Genomic DNA, 13807 nt, shown 5'->3' with positions numbered 1-13807 from the left:
GCTGCAGGCGACCTCGCGGCTGCCGGCCGTCCAGCTGGCCAGCGGCACGGTGGGGTAGATCAGCGTCAGGGTGGTGGTGCGCAACTTGACCGGCGCCAGGTAGGCGTCCGTCATCTTGGTGCACAGATCCTTGATGTACCCGTCCTGGTCGGGCTCGGCCGGCAGCGCACCCGGGAACTTCTCGGCCAGGTTGACCGTGCCGGTCACCTCCATCGCGTGCGGTGCCGCGCATTCCACCGGGGCGTCGATCGGCTGGTTGGTGTTCGTGTCGATGCCCAAGCAGGTGCCGGCCGGCCAGACCTTGGACTGGTCGATCTGGGCGACCTTGCCCTTGAACGCCTGCTGCTGATTGTTGGTGGCGGGCAGCTGCAGCCCGCAGAGCATCCGCCGCTCGCCGGACTGGCGCCAGGCCCGGTCACCGGGCCACAGCAGGCTGACGATGAACTTGCTGTTGGGATCGAACTTGGGCCCCAGGTAGTTGCGCACCGCGGACTCGCATTGCTCCTGGGTCATCTGCTGAATGCGCGCGGGCGACGGCGGAGCGGCGTTGGGACCGTACTCGGCGCCCGGGAAGGTGCGCATGTCGACGGATTCGGCCACTTCGAACTTGTGGTCGTCGGCGCAGTTGACGATCTTCGCCGACTCCGGGGTGGTGTCCGGCCACATCAGGCAGTCGCCGCTGGCCGCCTTGTTGAACGCGGCGTCACTCTTGCTTCCGGTGGTGGGCACCGGGTTGCCGTCGAGATAGCCGGACAGCCGGCCCGGGCCGGTCCCGCCGACCGGAAGCGCGGTCACCAGGCCGGCGATCAACAGGGCGCCCAGCGCGGTCAGCAGCAGCGCGCGGCGGGTGGCCGTCGCCTGCAGACTGCGCGGCCACCGGAAGCCGGCGTGCGGCTGGTCCGGCTCGGCGGCGGGCGCGGACGCCCGGGCTTCCGGATGGTCCGTCTCGGGGGCTTGCGACATCGGCTCCATTCTGACAGCACCACCTGTGGCGCGTGACAAAAGTTACTGATGTGAGTCCTGGGACCAGTCCGGGTGGATGCTCTGCGATCGACCGGAGCGCGAAAAAGTAGTGTCTTGGCCGTGATCGACCTGAAGCTGCTCCGGGAAGACCCCGACGCCGTGCGCCGCTCCCAACTCGACCGGGGCGAGGACCCGGCCCTGGTCGACGCCTTGCTGGCGGCCGACACCGCCCGGCGGGCGGCGATCTCGTCGGCCGACGCGCTGCGCGCGGAACAGAAATCCGCCAGCAAGGGCGTCGGCGCCGCGTCCCCCGAGGAGCGCCCGGCCAAGCTGGCGCGCGCCAAGGAACTGGCCGAGCAGGTGAAGGCCGCCGAGAGCGAGCAGGCCGAGGCCGAGGCCGCGTTCACCGCGGCGCACATGGCGATCTCCAACGTCGTCATCGAGGGGGTGCCCGCCGGCGGCGAAGACGACTACCGCGTCCTGGACGTGGTGGGCGAACCCGCGCAACTCGACCACCCGAAGGACCACCTGGAGCTCGGCGAGGCGCTGGGCCTCATCGACATGCAGCGCGGCGCCAAGGTGTCCGGCTCGCGGTTCTACTTCCTGACCGGCCGGGGCGCGCTGCTGCAGCTGGGGCTGCTGCAACTGGCCCTGCGGCTGGCCGTCGAAAACGGCTTCATTCCGATGATCCCGCCGGTGCTGGTGCGCCCGGAGGTGATGGCCGGCACCGGATTCCTGGGCGCGCACGCCGACGAGATCTATCGGGTCGAGGCCGACGACCTCTACCTGGTCGGCACCTCGGAGGTGCCGTTGGCCGGTTACCACGCCGACGAAATCCTGGACCTGTCCGCCGGGCCGCTGCGGTACGCGGGCTGGTCGTCGTGCTTCCGGCGGGAGGCCGGCAGTTACGGCAAGGACACCCGCGGCATCATCCGAGTGCACCAGTTCGACAAGGTCGAAGGGTTCGTCTACTGCACGCCCGACGAGGCCGAGGCCGAACACGAACGGCTGCTGGGATGGCAACGCGAGATGCTGGCCCGCATCGAGGTGCCCTATCGGGTGATCGACGTTGCGGCGGGTGATCTCGGATCGTCGGCCGCCCGCAAATTCGATTGCGAGGCATGGGTTCCCACGCAGGGCACCTACCGAGAGCTGACCTCCACGTCGAACTGCACCACGTTTCAGGCGCGCCGGCTGGCGACCCGCTACCGCGACGCCAACGGCAAGCCCCAGACCGCGGCCACCCTCAACGGCACGCTCGGCACCACCCGGTGGCTGGTGGCGATCCTGGAAAACCACCAACAGCCCGACGGCAGCGTGCGGGTGCCCGACGCGCTGGTGCCGTTCGTCGGCACGGACCTGCTCGAGCCCGTTGCCACCATCGGCTAACGGGCCCTCGCCGCCAGCCGTCCCGGGGTGTGGCCGAAGGCCCGCCGATAGGTGTCGATGAAGGCACTCGTTGTGGCCCAACCACATTCGGCCGCTACCGACGTGACATCGTGCCGCTCGGCGAGTAGCACCAGCGCGTGCTGCAGACGCAGCTGCGTGCGCCACTGCGGGAAGGTCATCGCCAGCTCGTCGCCGAACAGACGGCTCAGCGTGCGCTGGCTGACGCCGATCCGGTGGCCGATCTGCGGCAACGTCAACGGCGCCGCCAGGTTGTCGGCGATCAACGCGCACGCTTCGCGCAGCCGGGCGTCGACTGGCGTGGGAATCCACAGCGGCTCGCCGGCGCCGGTCGCGCGCAACTGATCCTGGAGCACGGCCAGCATCCGGTGGTGCTCGTCGGTGTCGGTGCCATCGGTCTGCGAACACGCGATGATGAGTTCGCGCATCAACGGGGTGACCGCCAGGACGGCGGGCGCTGCCGGCCCGCGACGGTAGCGGCGGGGATCGAGTGCGACGCCGTGAAACTGCGTGGGGCCGTGGAACTTATGTTCGTGCCAGCAGCCCGCCGGGATCCAGACCGCCCGGTTCGCCGGCGTGATCCAGGTGCCGGCCGGGGTGGTGACGGAGACCGCGCCCGACGACGGGTAGACGATCTGGTGCAAGGGATGCCGGTGCCGCTCGATCCGTGCCCCCGGCGGCAGCGCCTGCGACGACGTCGCCCGCCCGTGATGGCTGATTTCCGACATAACACGACAGAATATCGGAAGCCCGCATCCAGCGCGGGCGGCTAGCTTTACCGCTATGGCAATGAATCTCTTGCACCGGCGCCGGTGTAGCTCGGCGGCCTGGGAGAAGGCGGTGGAGGGCCAGCTGTTGCCCTGGGCGCTGGACGGCGTCGAATTGGGTTCGCGGACTTTGGAAATCGGCCCCGGATACGGGGCGACGACGCGCGCCCTGCTGGACAGGGCCGATTCGCTCACCGCAGTCGAGGTCGACGCCGCGATGGCCGATCGCCTGCAGCGCCGCTACGGCGACCGCGCCCGCATCATCCACGGCGACGGCACCGACACCGGGCTGCCGGCCGATCACTTCACCTCGGTGGTCTGCTTCACGATGCTGCACCACGTTCCCAGCGCCGACTTGCAGGACCGGCTCTTCGCCGAGGCGTTCCGGGTGCTGCGGCCGGGCGGGGCGTTCGCCGGCACCGACGGCGTCCCGTCGCTGACCTTCCGGCTTCTGCACATCGCCGACACCTACAACCCGATCGCACCGACGGACCTGGGCGCGCGCCTGCGGAACGCGGGATTCAGCGATGTGCAGATCGACGCTTCCGGTGGGCGGCAACGGTGGCGCGCCATCAAACCGAGCTGAGCGCGATCAGCGACCGATGCCGGCGAAGGTGGGGCTGCCCGCCTCGAGCGGCACCCGGGCGGCGCGCGCGGTGAAGCTGATCGCGTGATACCACCCGCACAGCATCGTGAGGTCGAGGATCTCGCGTTCGCCGAACTCGGTGCGCAGCGCCGCCCAGAGGGCGTCGTCGATGTCGCGACGGTCGCAGAGCGCATCGACGGCGCGGACCAGGAGCCGATCCCGCTCGGCGGTCCAGCAGGGGTCGTCGGCGCCGCCGTGGGTCAAGGAGCGGACCTGCTCGTGGTCGAGGCGCGCCTTCTGGGCGAAAAACGCGACGTGCACGCCCCATTCGTATTCACACCCGCAGCGAGCGCAGGTGCGGTCGATGACGATCTCGCGGTCGCGGAGGGACAGCGACAACTTGCGGCTCAGCTCGTAGCCACCCCATGCCGTCATGGCCTCGGCCATGGGCATGTTGCGCACCACGGTGCGAAACAGGGCGATGGGCGGCACGTTCGGCGGCATCATCTTCTGCAGCAGCGCCGCCACCGCGTGCTCGTAGGGCGGGTCGAGGACGCCGATGCGAGGCGTTACTATTTCCGTAACCATGGACAGGAAAGCTACGTTACGGAATCCGAAACGTCAACTGACGGCTCGACCGGGGCACCCGGTGCGGGGGTCGACAACGGGGCGGCCGCTCATGGCGGCCCTGGATCTCCTCGGGCGGCGCTGGGCGTTGCGGATCCTGTGGGAACTCCGCGACGGTCCGCTGGGAGCGCGGGCTTTGCGGGAGCGCTGCGACGGCATGTCTCCCAGCGTTTTGTATGACCGTCTCGGCGACCTGACGGAAGCGGGGCTGGTCGTCCAGCGCGACGACCAGTGTTACGAGCTCAGCGAGGCCGGCCTGTCGCTGGGCGAGGCCCTCAACCCCCTGGACCGATGGGCCCGCCGCTGGGCGAAGGGAACCTAGGCGTCCACCGTCTCGCGGGCCTGCTCGTGCCGGCGCTGGCGCTCCATGGTGGCGAAGTAGAAGGCGAACGCGAACGCGAAGCTGGTGAACAGGCTGGACACGAAGTACAGCCACGGATGCCGCAGCCCACGGCGGTAGCCGTCGACGATCGTAAACAGCGGCAGCAGAACGACATTCGCGATCGTGTAGTCCTGGCTGGCGGAGGACGCGGCCGGGTTGGTGAACATCAGCCTGATGTATTCGGCCCAGCTTCCGTGTTCGCCCCACAGTGGGTTGGTGGACCCGTGCGAATACTGCGCGACGTAGGTGATGTTGAAGTACCAGCCCAAGGCCACGGACGCGATCCCGACGAGGTAGTAGACGCATTCCAGCGGCGAGAACAACGGGCCGCCGGCGGGCCGGGCGAAGACCTTCGAGTTCGCGGCGACGATCCAGCCGATGACACTGAGCCCGAGAACGGCATGCACAAGAAGCGAGACCATGCGCGCAGTCTCACCCCGCGACCAAAGTTTTGTCAATAGTGACAAAAGCCGGGTGGGGTACCTTACTTGCATGGTCAGGCCGGCGCAGACGGTGCGCAGCGAGCGCACGCGGGAGGCGCTGATCCAGGCCGCCATGGTGCGGTTCCTGGGCCAGGGCGTCGAGGAGACCTCGGCCGAGCAGATCGCGGCGGACGCCGGGGTCTCGCTCCGGACGTTCTATCGGCACTTCAAGTCCAAGCACGATCTGTTGTTTGCCGACTACACGGGGCTGAACTGGTTTCGGGCCGCGCTGGACGCCCGGCCCGACGCCGAACCGATCATCGATTCGGTGCAATCGGCCATCTTCTCGTTTCCCTATGACGTTGAGGCCGTGGCGAAGATCGCCGCTCTGCGCGGTGGTGAGTTGGATCCCGGCCGCATCGTCCGCCATATGCAGGAGGTCCAGGCGGACTTCGCCGACGCCATCGAGGCACAGCTGCACCGGCGTAGCTGCGTGGCGCGCGAGACGCTGGACGCAAGGTTGCGCGCCCGGGTGACCGCGCGGTGCATCGCCGCCGGGGTGTTCGGGGCGATGGAGTTCTGGATGCTCGGTGAGGACCGATCGCTGGGCGAGCTGGCGCGCATGTGCCACGCCGCGCTGGAGTCGCTCCGGGCGGGCATCACCGGCTCGTGGGTCACCGACGCCGACTGAAAAGTTTCGTCACAATTGACAAAACTTTGCGACCATGCCAGCCTCCATTCCTGGAGGGCAGGACATGACTGACTATGACGCGATAGTTATCGGTGCCGGGCACAACGGTCTGGCCGCGGCGGTGCTTCTACAGAAGGCCGGGCTGCGGACGGTGTGCCTGGATTCCAAGCTGTACGCCGGTGGAATGGCGTCCACGGTGGAGCTTTTCGACGGGTACCAGTTCGAGATCGCGGGCTCGGTGCAATTCCCCACCTCGATGGTGGTCGTCGAGGAACTCGGCCTGGACACCCTGCCGACCATCGACCTCGAGGTGATGTCGGTGGCGGTCCGCGGCGTCGGGGACGACCCGCTGATTCAGTACAGCGATCCGATCAAGCTGTTCACGCACCTCAACGAGGTGCACGGGGCCGACGCCGTCAACGGGATGGCGGGGCTGATGGCCTGGAGCCAAGCCCCCACCCGGGCGTTGGGCAGGTTCGAGGCGGGAACCGAGCCCAAGACCTTCGACGAGATGTATGCCTGCGCGACAAACGAATTCGAACGCTCCGCCATCGATGACATGCTCTTCGGATCGGTCACCGACGTGCTGGACCGCTACCTTCCCGACCGCGAGAAGCACGGCGCGCTGCGCGGCTCGATGACCGTGTTGGCCGTCAACACCCTGTATCGCGGGCCGGCCACGCCCGGCAGCGCGGCCGCGCTCGCCTTCGGCTTGGGCGTCCCGGATGGCGACACCATGCAGATGAAGAAGCTGCGCGGCGGCATCGGCGCCCTGACCTCGCACCTGGGCGCGCTACTGGAAAGCCAGGGTGGCGAAGTGCGGCTGCGATCCAAGGTCGCCGAGATCCTGGTCGCCGACGGGCGGGTGCGCGGGGTGCGCACCGAGGCCGGCGAGGAGTTGACCGCCCCGATCGTCGTCTCCGGCATCGCGCCCGACGTCACCGTCAACGACCTGATCGATCCGGCCCTGGTGCCCGCCGACATTCGGGAGCGGTTCGCCCGGACCGACCATCGCGGCAGCTACCTGCAGATGCACTTCGCGCTCGAGGAGGCGCCGGAGTTCGCCGCGCCCTACGAGGCGCTCAACGACCCTGCCATGCAGGCGTCGATAGGCCTGTTCTGCACGCCGGAGGAGGTCCAGCAGCAGTGGGAGGACTGCCGCCGCGGGATCGTGCCGGCCGACCCCACGGTGGTGCTGCAGATTCCGACGCAGAACGATCCGGACCTGGCGCCCGAGGGCAAGCACGCCGCCTCGGCGTTCGCGCTGTGGTTCCCCATCGAGGGCGGCGCCGACTACGGCGACGCGAAGGTCGAGATGGGCCAGCGCGTGATCGACAAGATCACCCGGCTGGCGCCGAACTTCGAGCGCAGCATCATCCGGCACACCACCTTTACCCCCAAGCACATGGGCGTGATGTTCGGCGCCCCGGGCGGCGACTACTGCCACGGGCTGCTGAGCTCGGACCAGATCGGGCCGAACCGGCCCGGCCCCAAGGGTTTTCGCGGTCAGCCCATTCCGATCGAAGGGCTTTACCTGGGCAGCGCCGGTTGCCATGGGGGTCCGGGCATCACCTTCACCCCCGGCTACAACGCGGCGCGCCGCGCGCTCGAAGACCGCACGGCCTAGGGACGAAGCTAGCCGCGCCGGCGCAGCAGTTCGTCCAGCAGGGCGGTGAATTCGTCCGGTCGCGCCGGTGTGAAGGCCGGGCTGGGCGAAATGCCCGGCACGTCCAGGGTGATCAGCGTCGACTTGAACGGCCGGCTCACGTCCAGCGGCAACCAGCGGCGTAGGTCCGAGCTGCCCCAGATCCGGAACCGGTGGGTGAGCAGGCCCAGCCCCTCGGCCTTGTAGCCACGAATCGCGCTCAGGGCGATGACTTTCGACGTGCCCGACGGAAAGTGATAGCGCCGCAACGTGATCGCCGCGCGGTCCAGCTGAACCAGGCCGTCGTCGTAAGACTGGCCGGGGCGGTCGTTCATGCCCGTGAACTTCGCAGTTCGTGGCCGCGCGCCGTCAGGCAGCGCCCGTCGTCCAACCGCCACTGCCAGCCGTGCAGATTGCAGGTCAACGTGTTGCCCTCCACCACACCGAATCTCGACAGGTCGGCCTTCAGGTGGGGGCAGCGACGCTGAATCTCCCAGCCCTCCAGCGTGATCGACGAGGAATCGTCATGCGTCTCGGCGAACCAGCCGTCGGCGTAGGCGATTCGTTCGTCGGTGAGGCACTTGAAGAAGGTGTAGAGGTATTCGTTGTAGCCGCCGACGCGCCACGCCCGGAATCGGGTGGACAGGAAGATGGTGTTCACCCAGTCCGGTTCCCGGTCGCGCAGCACGGTGCGGACCAACTCGGGGGCGATGGCGAACCCATATCTGACCTTTTCGTCGGGAATGCGTTCCCGCACGGCACGTTTCGGAAAGTCCAGGACCACCGTCTCCGGGCCGATGACGAGTTCGACGGGATAGCCGATGCCGTCGCAGATCTCGTCGCTTTGGGCCATGATCGGTTCGAACAACGCGCGCAGCGGCTCCAGCAGCGGTTCCCCGGTGGCCGGGGCCCAGCCGGCCCGCTCCGCGGCCAGGACGGGCGCCATCCGCTCGGCGTAGTCGGCGAGGTAGGCCCGCTTCCCGGTGGTGAAGATCGCCTCGACCTGGTCATCGGGCAGGGGATGGCGCAGCGAGTTCAACGCGGTGCCGGTGAAGTCGGCGGTCGAGCCGGGGATCATCAGCAGGCCGCCGTCGTGGCCGTGGGTGCGCATCTGGTCGAGGAACACGATCTGGTCGGGAAATATGTTCGCCGCATCGTCGTGGTCGTCGTTGAGGTGACGCAATTCGGGGTCCAAGAAGCACGGCGGCCCCGCCGACGGGATCACCCACGTCGCGCCGACCTGGGCGATGTACTGGCGGGCGCGGTCCATCTGCCGCTGCCGCTTCTGGACGCCGAAGGACTCCTTCGCGCGGGCCGGCATGTCGTAGACCATCGGGTACCAGATCGCACCGGAGTACTGCAGCATGTGCACGTCGATGTGTCCGAAGGCGGACGCCAGCACGTCCAGGTCGACCGGCCGGGCGTCGTTCATGTTGAAAGCCGTTGTCACGCCGTCGGACACCACCAGGGCCGAGTCGCCGAGCGGGCCGTCGGCCGGCGCCCGCAGGGCGATGATCATCACGTCCAGGTCGCCCTTCGGGCCGCCGACCCGGTGCTTGACCGAGTTGCTGGTCTCGAAGAACCGATAAAACCCCAGCTCCTGCAACGCATTTCGGAGGTCGGGCACCGGGAAGTCGGGCAGCAGCACCACCGCGTCCTTGTTGACGTGCTCGGCCAGATTCTTAGCGTCGAAGTGATCCTTGTGAAGGTGCGACAGGTACAGGTAGTCGCAGTCACCCAGCCGGTCCCAGTCCAGCCCGGTGTTGTCCGGGAAGGGGAACCACGACGCGAAGTAAGCGGGGTTGACCCAGGGGTCGCAAAGGATGCTGCCCGCGGGGGTCTCGATCAGAAATCCGGCGTGACCTACGCTCGTGACCTGCACAAACACCTTCCTGGGGCCGCTAGAGGGGCCTTCGCGGCCCGCGGCCGGGTAACGACTTTTCAGCCCCCGAGCTTAGCGCGAGGCGGCGGGGCCGGCGTGACGTCGCAGGGCGCCTCCTTTCGGCACTTCGGGTGACTCACAGCCAGGAGCACTAGGCTGGGCAGCTGTGGAACCGGTATACGGGACTGTCATTCAGCTTGCCCGCTTGGTGTGGCGCCTACAGGGTCTCAAGATCACGGTCGCGGGCGTGGAAAACCTGCCGAAAAGCGGTGGTGCGGTCATTGCCATCAACCACACCGGCTACCTCGACTTCACGTTCGCGGGCCTGCCCGCCTACCAGCAGGGTCTGGGCCGCAAGGTGCGGTTCATGGCCAAGCAGGAGGTGTTCGACAACAAGATCACCGGGCCGATCATGCGCAGCCTGCGGCACATCTCCGTCAATCGTCAGGACGGGGCCGCCTCCTACGAGGAGGCGGTCAGGAACCTCAAGGACGGTGAGCTGGTCGGCGTCTACCCGGAAGCCACGATCAGCCGCAGCTTCGAGATCAAGGAGTTCAAGTCGGGGGCGGCCCGGATGGCGGTCGAGGCGGGGGTGCCGATCGTTCCCGTGATCGTCTGGGGCGCGCAGCGCATCTGGACCAAGGGCCACCCCAAGAAGCTGTGGCGCCCGAAGGTGCCCATCACGGTGCTCGTCGGCGAGCCGATCGAACCGACGCTGGGCGTCGAGGAGCTCAAGGGGTTGCTGCACTCGCGGATGCAACACCTGCTCGAGCGGGCCCAGGAGATGTATGGGCCGCATCCCGCCGGCGAGTACTGGGTGCCGCGCCGGTTGGGCGGTAGCGCCCCGTCGCTGGCCGAGGCCGCCCAGCTGGACGCCGAGGAGGCGGCCGAGCGCGCGGCTCGGCGGGCTCGGAACGCGGGACCGCCGGAGTAGCGATCGATGGTGGAGCCGATCTTCCGCACGCTCGAGGTTCTGGCTCGGCTGGTGGTTTTGGCCACCGGCACCCAGATCTCCTACGGCGGCGAGGAGAACATCCCGGCCTCCGGCGGCGCCGTGATCGCGATCAACCACACCAGCTACGTCGACTTCCTGCCCGCCGCGCTGGCCGTGCACCGGCGGCGTCGCCGGCTCAGGTTCATGATCAAGGCCGAGATGCAACAGGTGAAGATCGTCAACTTCCTGATCAAGCACACCGGGACCATTCCGGTGGACCGCGGAGCGGGGGCCGGTGCCTACGCGGTTGCCGTGCAACGTCTCCGCGAGGGTGAGCTGGTCGGGGTCTATCCGGAGGCCACCATCAGCCGCAGCTTCGAGCTCAAGGAGTTCAAGACGGGCGCCGCCCGGATGGCCATCGAGTCGCGCGTCCCGATCGTTCCGGTGATCGTCTGGGGTGCGCACCGCATCTGGACAAAAGATCACCCGCGCAACCTCCGGCGCGCCAAGTTACCCATTAAAGTGCAGGTGGGCGCGCCGGTGCCGGCGGCCGAAGACATCGCGCGGACCGACGCCGCGCTGCGCGAGTCGATGACCGCGTTGCTGCACCAAGTGCAACAGCAGTATCCACACGAACCCGGGGCGTACTGGACGCCACGCCGCCTGGGCGGTGGGGCACCGACAATGGCCGAGGCCGCGCGGATGGAGGCGGACGAGGCCGCGGCGCGGGCAGCCGGCCGCAGCGAACGGCCGTCAGGGTAGGCGAAGGAGACGACATGCCTGAGGGGTTCTACCGGCTGTGCGAGTGGATCGTGCCGCCGATGGTCGCGATGCAGGGGACCAAGTTCACGTATCGGGGGCTGGACAACATCCCCGAGCGGGGCGGCGCGCTGCTGGCGCAGAACCACACCAGCTACCTGGACTGGCTGCCGACGCTGCTCGCCGTGCGCGAACGCCACCGCCGCGCGTACTTCATGATCAAGGCGGAGATGGCCGACGTGAAGGCGGTCAACTACGTCATCAACCACGCCCGGCTGATCCCGGTGGACCGCACTAACGGGAACGGCGCGTTCGAGCTGGCCACGCAGCGGCTGCGGCAGGGCGAGCTGATCGGGATGCACCCCGAAGCCACGATCAGCCGCAGCTTCGAGCTGCGGGAATTCAAGACCGGTGCGGCCCGGATGGCCCTGGACGCCCAGGTGCCCATCGTGCCGGTCATCGTCTGGGGCGCCCATCGGATCTGGCCCAAGGATCATCCAAAGAAGGTGTGGCGCAACAAGGTTCCGATCACCGTCGCCGCCGGGCGGCCGCTGCCGCCGCGCGGGACGCCCGAACAGCTCAACGCGGAGCTGCGCCAGGCGATGAACGCGTTGCTGTACCAGGTGCAGGAGGAGTACCCGCACCCGGAAGGCGAGTTCTGGGTGCCGCGGCGGCTCGGGGGTGCCGCGCCCACCCAGGACGATTCCCGGGCGATCCGCCTGTCGGAGCTGCAGGCGCGGATGCAGAAATACGGCACCGACGGCGTGACCCGGCCGGGGCAGGACCAGAGCGGAGTGCACTGACCAGATGACGTCAACGTGACCCAGCCGGCGCTCATCGCCTGCGACGTCGACGGCACCCTCTTCGACGACAACGAAACCATCACCCCGCGCACCCGCGACGCCATCCGCGCCGCGGTCGGCGCAGGCGCGAAGTTCGTCGTGGCGACCGGCCGCCCGCCGCGCTGGATACGCCCCGTGGTCGACGCGCTCGGCTTCGCGCCGATCGCGGTGTGCGCCAACGGCGCGGTCGTCTACGACCCGTCGACCGACCGGGTGGTGTCCACGCGAACGCTGCCGGTCGACACCCTGGCCGAGCTGGCCGAGATCGCCACGCGCGTCATCCCGGGCGCGGGCCTTGCCGTCGAGCGAATCGGCGAGCGCGCCCACGACACGGCGACCCCGCAGTTCATCAGCTCGCCCGGCTACGAACATGCGTGGCTGAACCCGGACAACACCGAGGTGTCGATCGAGGACCTGCTCAGCGCGCCGGCCATCAAGCTGCTGATCCGCCGCAACGGGGCCCGCAGCGCCGATATGGCCGCCGCGCTGGCCAAGCATGTCGGCCTGGAGGGCGATATCACCTACTCCACCAACAACGGCCTGGTGGAAATCGTGCCGCTGGGCATCAGCAAGGCCACCGGTGTGGACGAGGTGGCCAGGCCGCTGCAGATCGGCAGCGAGGAGGTGGTGGCGTTCGGCGACATGCCCAACGACCTACCGATGCTGCGCTGGGCCGGTCATGGCGTGGCGATGGGCAATGCCCACCCCGACGTGCTCGCCGCCGCCGACGAGGTCACCACCGTCAACAACGACGATGGGGTGGGACGGGTGCTGGAACGCTGGTGGCTCAGCCCCTAGGTCGACGGGTGCGCCGGCAGCGAAAAGTGCTCGGGCGGAATAGTTGGGCCGCTCGGGGGCTGGGTCGACAGCGGCGTGGTGATTCCCTCGGCGACCTCGGTGACGTCGCCGGTGAGGCGGTCGTAGTTCAGCGTCCCGTGCTGGAAATTCTGCGTAATCTGTAGCGGCTCTTGAATTTCCGCGCTGGTTGGCAAACCGAGCGGGCCTCGTTCGTAGCTCAGCGACGCCCAGGCGTCGTAGATCGCGCCGGTGACGGGCTGGGCGCCGGTTGCGGGCGACCAGTACATGGCGCCCCTTGCGAAGGTGACGTACCGAGCGTCGCCCTCGGCGCTGTCTTCCGGTGAGGTCGGCGCGCCGAGCACGCTGTTCATCCCGCCCATCGCCTGCCAGTGGTCGTAGATCGCGCCGCCCTGCAGGGCCTTGATCAACTCCTCCGGCGGATCGTTGAAATGCGAAGCGATGTCGCGCACTTCGTCCATCAAGGCGTAGGCGGCGTTGCCCGGGCAATCGGTGTTGCCGACGTCGCGGTGGGTGAAGATGGTCGGCAACGTCGCGACGGAACCGGCCGGGAAGGTGGTGTAGTGACTGCCTGCCGACTCCAGCGCGACCGTGCCCTTGGGGTCGACGCCGTCCAGGCCCAGCCGCCAGCCGAGCAGCCGGCCCAGGGTGCGCAGCTGAATCGGGGTCGGCGGTACGTCGTCGAAATTGCCGATCATCGCCACACCCCAGGTGTTGCGGTTGAAGCCGCCGGTGTGGAACGCCTCGACCGCTTTGGTGAGCCCCCCGGCGCTGCCCTCGAACACCTGGCCGTACTTGTCGACCAGCGCGTTGTAGGCGATGTCGCACCAGCCCAGGGTCTTGCTGTGATAGGTGTAAATGGCCTTGACGATCCCGGCCGATTCCAGCGGCGAGTAGTCGTTACTGCCCGCGGTGTGGTGCACGACGGCCGCGCGAATCCCGTTGTCGTACTGGGGACTACCGCATCGCAGCGATTCGTCGGCGCCCCACTGCGCCCGGCTGATGATGGCGGGCGCCTGCCCTGGCATCAGGACGCCGGACGGTGGGGTCCACTGCGTCTCGGTGGGCGCTTGCGGCGGCGAGA

At 68.4% G+C, this 13807-nt stretch carries 16 protein-coding genes; 9 read left to right on the top strand and 7 right to left on the bottom strand.

What is annotated here, in order from left to right; all coding sequences use genetic code 11:
* Window positions 1-963: septum formation family protein (locus tag A5702_RS16885; protein ID WP_197506596.1), on the bottom strand; the 963-nt coding region annotated here is incomplete at its 3' end.
* A gap of 120 nt (window positions 964-1083) precedes the next feature.
* Between A5702_RS16885 and serS the strand changes: the two genes are divergently transcribed.
* Entirely contained in the window at window positions 1084-2352 is a 1269-nt protein-coding gene (serS, locus tag A5702_RS16880) for a serine--tRNA ligase (protein ID WP_068222098.1), read from the top strand.
* On the opposite strand, the gene A5702_RS16875 is transcribed toward serS, so the two are convergent.
* On the bottom strand, window positions 2349-3098 hold the full coding sequence (locus A5702_RS16875) for a helix-turn-helix transcriptional regulator (RefSeq protein ID WP_068222090.1): 750 nt from the start codon (window positions 3096-3098) through the stop codon (window positions 2349-2351). The genes serS and A5702_RS16875 overlap by 4 nt on opposite strands.
* A gap of 55 nt (window positions 3099-3153) precedes the next feature.
* Between A5702_RS16875 and A5702_RS16870 the strand changes: the two genes are divergently transcribed.
* On the top strand, window positions 3154-3723 hold the full coding sequence (locus A5702_RS16870; RefSeq protein WP_068222088.1) for a class I SAM-dependent methyltransferase: 570 nt from the start codon (window positions 3154-3156) through the stop codon (window positions 3721-3723).
* 6 nt (window positions 3724-3729) lie between these two features.
* Here A5702_RS16870 and A5702_RS16865 read toward each other — a convergent pair whose 3' ends face one another.
* Window positions 3730-4311: a carboxymuconolactone decarboxylase family protein gene (locus A5702_RS16865; RefSeq protein WP_068222085.1), complete on the bottom strand. Its 582-nt coding sequence runs from the start codon at window positions 4309-4311 to the stop codon at window positions 3730-3732.
* A 91-nt stretch (window positions 4312-4402) separates the two neighbouring features.
* Here A5702_RS16865 and A5702_RS16860 point away from each other — a divergent pair, with 91 nt between their 5' ends.
* Window positions 4403-4672, top strand: coding sequence for a helix-turn-helix domain-containing protein (locus A5702_RS16860; protein ID WP_068222082.1), 270 nt, complete (start codon window positions 4403-4405; stop codon window positions 4670-4672).
* On the opposite strand, the gene A5702_RS16855 is transcribed toward A5702_RS16860, so the two are convergent.
* Window positions 4669-5154, bottom strand: a complete 486-nt coding sequence (locus A5702_RS16855; RefSeq protein ID WP_055404664.1) for a DUF2834 domain-containing protein — start codon at window positions 5152-5154, stop codon at window positions 4669-4671. The genes A5702_RS16860 and A5702_RS16855 overlap by 4 nt on opposite strands.
* Window positions 5155-5224: 70 nt before the next feature.
* Here A5702_RS16855 and A5702_RS16850 point away from each other — a divergent pair, with 70 nt between their 5' ends.
* Together A5702_RS16850 and A5702_RS16845 are read left to right on the top strand one after the other, a co-directional pair.
* Window positions 5225-5845, top strand: a complete 621-nt coding sequence (locus A5702_RS16850) for a TetR/AcrR family transcriptional regulator (protein ID WP_055404663.1) — start codon at window positions 5225-5227, stop codon at window positions 5843-5845.
* Window positions 5846-5909: 64 nt separating this feature from the next.
* Entirely contained in the window at window positions 5910-7472 is a 1563-nt protein-coding gene (locus A5702_RS16845; protein WP_068222078.1) for an NAD(P)/FAD-dependent oxidoreductase, read from the top strand.
* Window positions 7473-7480: 8 nt separating this feature from the next.
* Here the strand turns inward: A5702_RS16845 and A5702_RS16840 are convergent, their stop codons facing one another.
* Together A5702_RS16840 and A5702_RS16835 are read right to left on the bottom strand one after the other, a co-directional pair.
* The gene (locus A5702_RS16840) at window positions 7481-7825 is read right to left on the bottom strand and encodes a hypothetical protein (protein WP_067823807.1); all 345 of its coding nucleotides are present in this window, start codon (window positions 7823-7825) and stop codon (window positions 7481-7483) included.
* Entirely contained in the window at window positions 7822-9372 is a 1551-nt protein-coding gene (locus A5702_RS16835) for an MBL fold metallo-hydrolase (protein WP_068222095.1), read from the bottom strand. Before A5702_RS16835 ends, A5702_RS16840 begins: the two co-directional genes overlap by 4 nt.
* A gap of 166 nt (window positions 9373-9538) precedes the next feature.
* Here A5702_RS16835 and A5702_RS16830 point away from each other — a divergent pair, with 166 nt between their 5' ends.
* The 4 genes from A5702_RS16830 to A5702_RS16815 are packed head-to-tail and all read left to right on the top strand — an operon-like array spanning window position 9539 to window position 12705.
* Window positions 9539-10306, top strand: coding sequence for a 1-acyl-sn-glycerol-3-phosphate acyltransferase (locus A5702_RS16830; protein WP_055405399.1), 768 nt, complete (start codon window positions 9539-9541; stop codon window positions 10304-10306).
* Between the two features lie 6 nt (window positions 10307-10312).
* Window positions 10313-11068, top strand: a complete 756-nt coding sequence (locus A5702_RS16825; protein WP_067823804.1) for a 1-acyl-sn-glycerol-3-phosphate acyltransferase — start codon at window positions 10313-10315, stop codon at window positions 11066-11068.
* A gap of 14 nt (window positions 11069-11082) precedes the next feature.
* Window positions 11083-11868, top strand: a complete 786-nt coding sequence (locus tag A5702_RS16820) for a 1-acyl-sn-glycerol-3-phosphate acyltransferase (protein WP_055405401.1) — start codon at window positions 11083-11085, stop codon at window positions 11866-11868.
* A 15-nt stretch (window positions 11869-11883) separates the two neighbouring features.
* The gene (locus A5702_RS16815; protein ID WP_055405402.1) at window positions 11884-12705 is read left to right on the top strand and encodes a Cof-type HAD-IIB family hydrolase; all 822 of its coding nucleotides are present in this window, start codon (window positions 11884-11886) and stop codon (window positions 12703-12705) included.
* On the opposite strand, the gene A5702_RS16810 is transcribed toward A5702_RS16815, so the two are convergent.
* A partial coding sequence (locus tag A5702_RS16810; protein ID WP_068222074.1) for an LGFP repeat-containing protein occupies window positions 12702-13807 on the bottom strand: 1106 nt, incomplete at its 5' end. The two genes, A5702_RS16815 and A5702_RS16810, sit on opposite strands and share 4 nt — an antisense overlap.

The sequence above is a fragment of the Mycobacterium sp. E3339 genome (assembly GCF_001666915.1).
Taxonomy (GTDB): domain Bacteria; phylum Actinomycetota; class Actinomycetes; order Mycobacteriales; family Mycobacteriaceae; genus Mycobacterium.
Note: the sequence above shows the minus strand (reverse complement) of the source record. Positions and strands in the feature narration are given on the sequence as shown.

Excerpts from the sequence above, each read along its gene's own strand:
- A5702_RS16875 (WP_068222090.1), bottom strand. The coding sequence starts at position 3,098 with ATGTCGGAAATCAGCCATCACGGGCGGGCGACGTCGTCGCAGGCGCTG.
- A5702_RS16870 (WP_068222088.1), top strand. The coding sequence starts at position 3,154 with ATGGCAATGAATCTCTTGCACCGGCGCCGGTGTAGCTCGGCGGCCTGG.
- A5702_RS16865 (WP_068222085.1), bottom strand. The coding sequence starts at position 4,311 with ATGGTTACGGAAATAGTAACGCCTCGCATCGGCGTCCTCGACCCGCCC.
- A5702_RS16860 (WP_068222082.1), top strand. The coding sequence starts at position 4,403 with ATGGCGGCCCTGGATCTCCTCGGGCGGCGCTGGGCGTTGCGGATCCTG.
- A5702_RS16855 (WP_055404664.1), bottom strand. The coding sequence starts at position 5,154 with ATGGTCTCGCTTCTTGTGCATGCCGTTCTCGGGCTCAGTGTCATCGGC.
- A5702_RS16850 (WP_055404663.1), top strand. The coding sequence starts at position 5,225 with ATGGTCAGGCCGGCGCAGACGGTGCGCAGCGAGCGCACGCGGGAGGCG.
- A5702_RS16845 (WP_068222078.1), top strand. The coding sequence starts at position 5,910 with ATGACTGACTATGACGCGATAGTTATCGGTGCCGGGCACAACGGTCTG.
- A5702_RS16840 (WP_067823807.1), bottom strand. The coding sequence starts at position 7,825 with ATGAACGACCGCCCCGGCCAGTCTTACGACGACGGCCTGGTTCAGCTG.
- A5702_RS16825 (WP_067823804.1), top strand. The coding sequence starts at position 10,313 with ATGGTGGAGCCGATCTTCCGCACGCTCGAGGTTCTGGCTCGGCTGGTG.
- A5702_RS16820 (WP_055405401.1), top strand. The coding sequence starts at position 11,083 with ATGCCTGAGGGGTTCTACCGGCTGTGCGAGTGGATCGTGCCGCCGATG.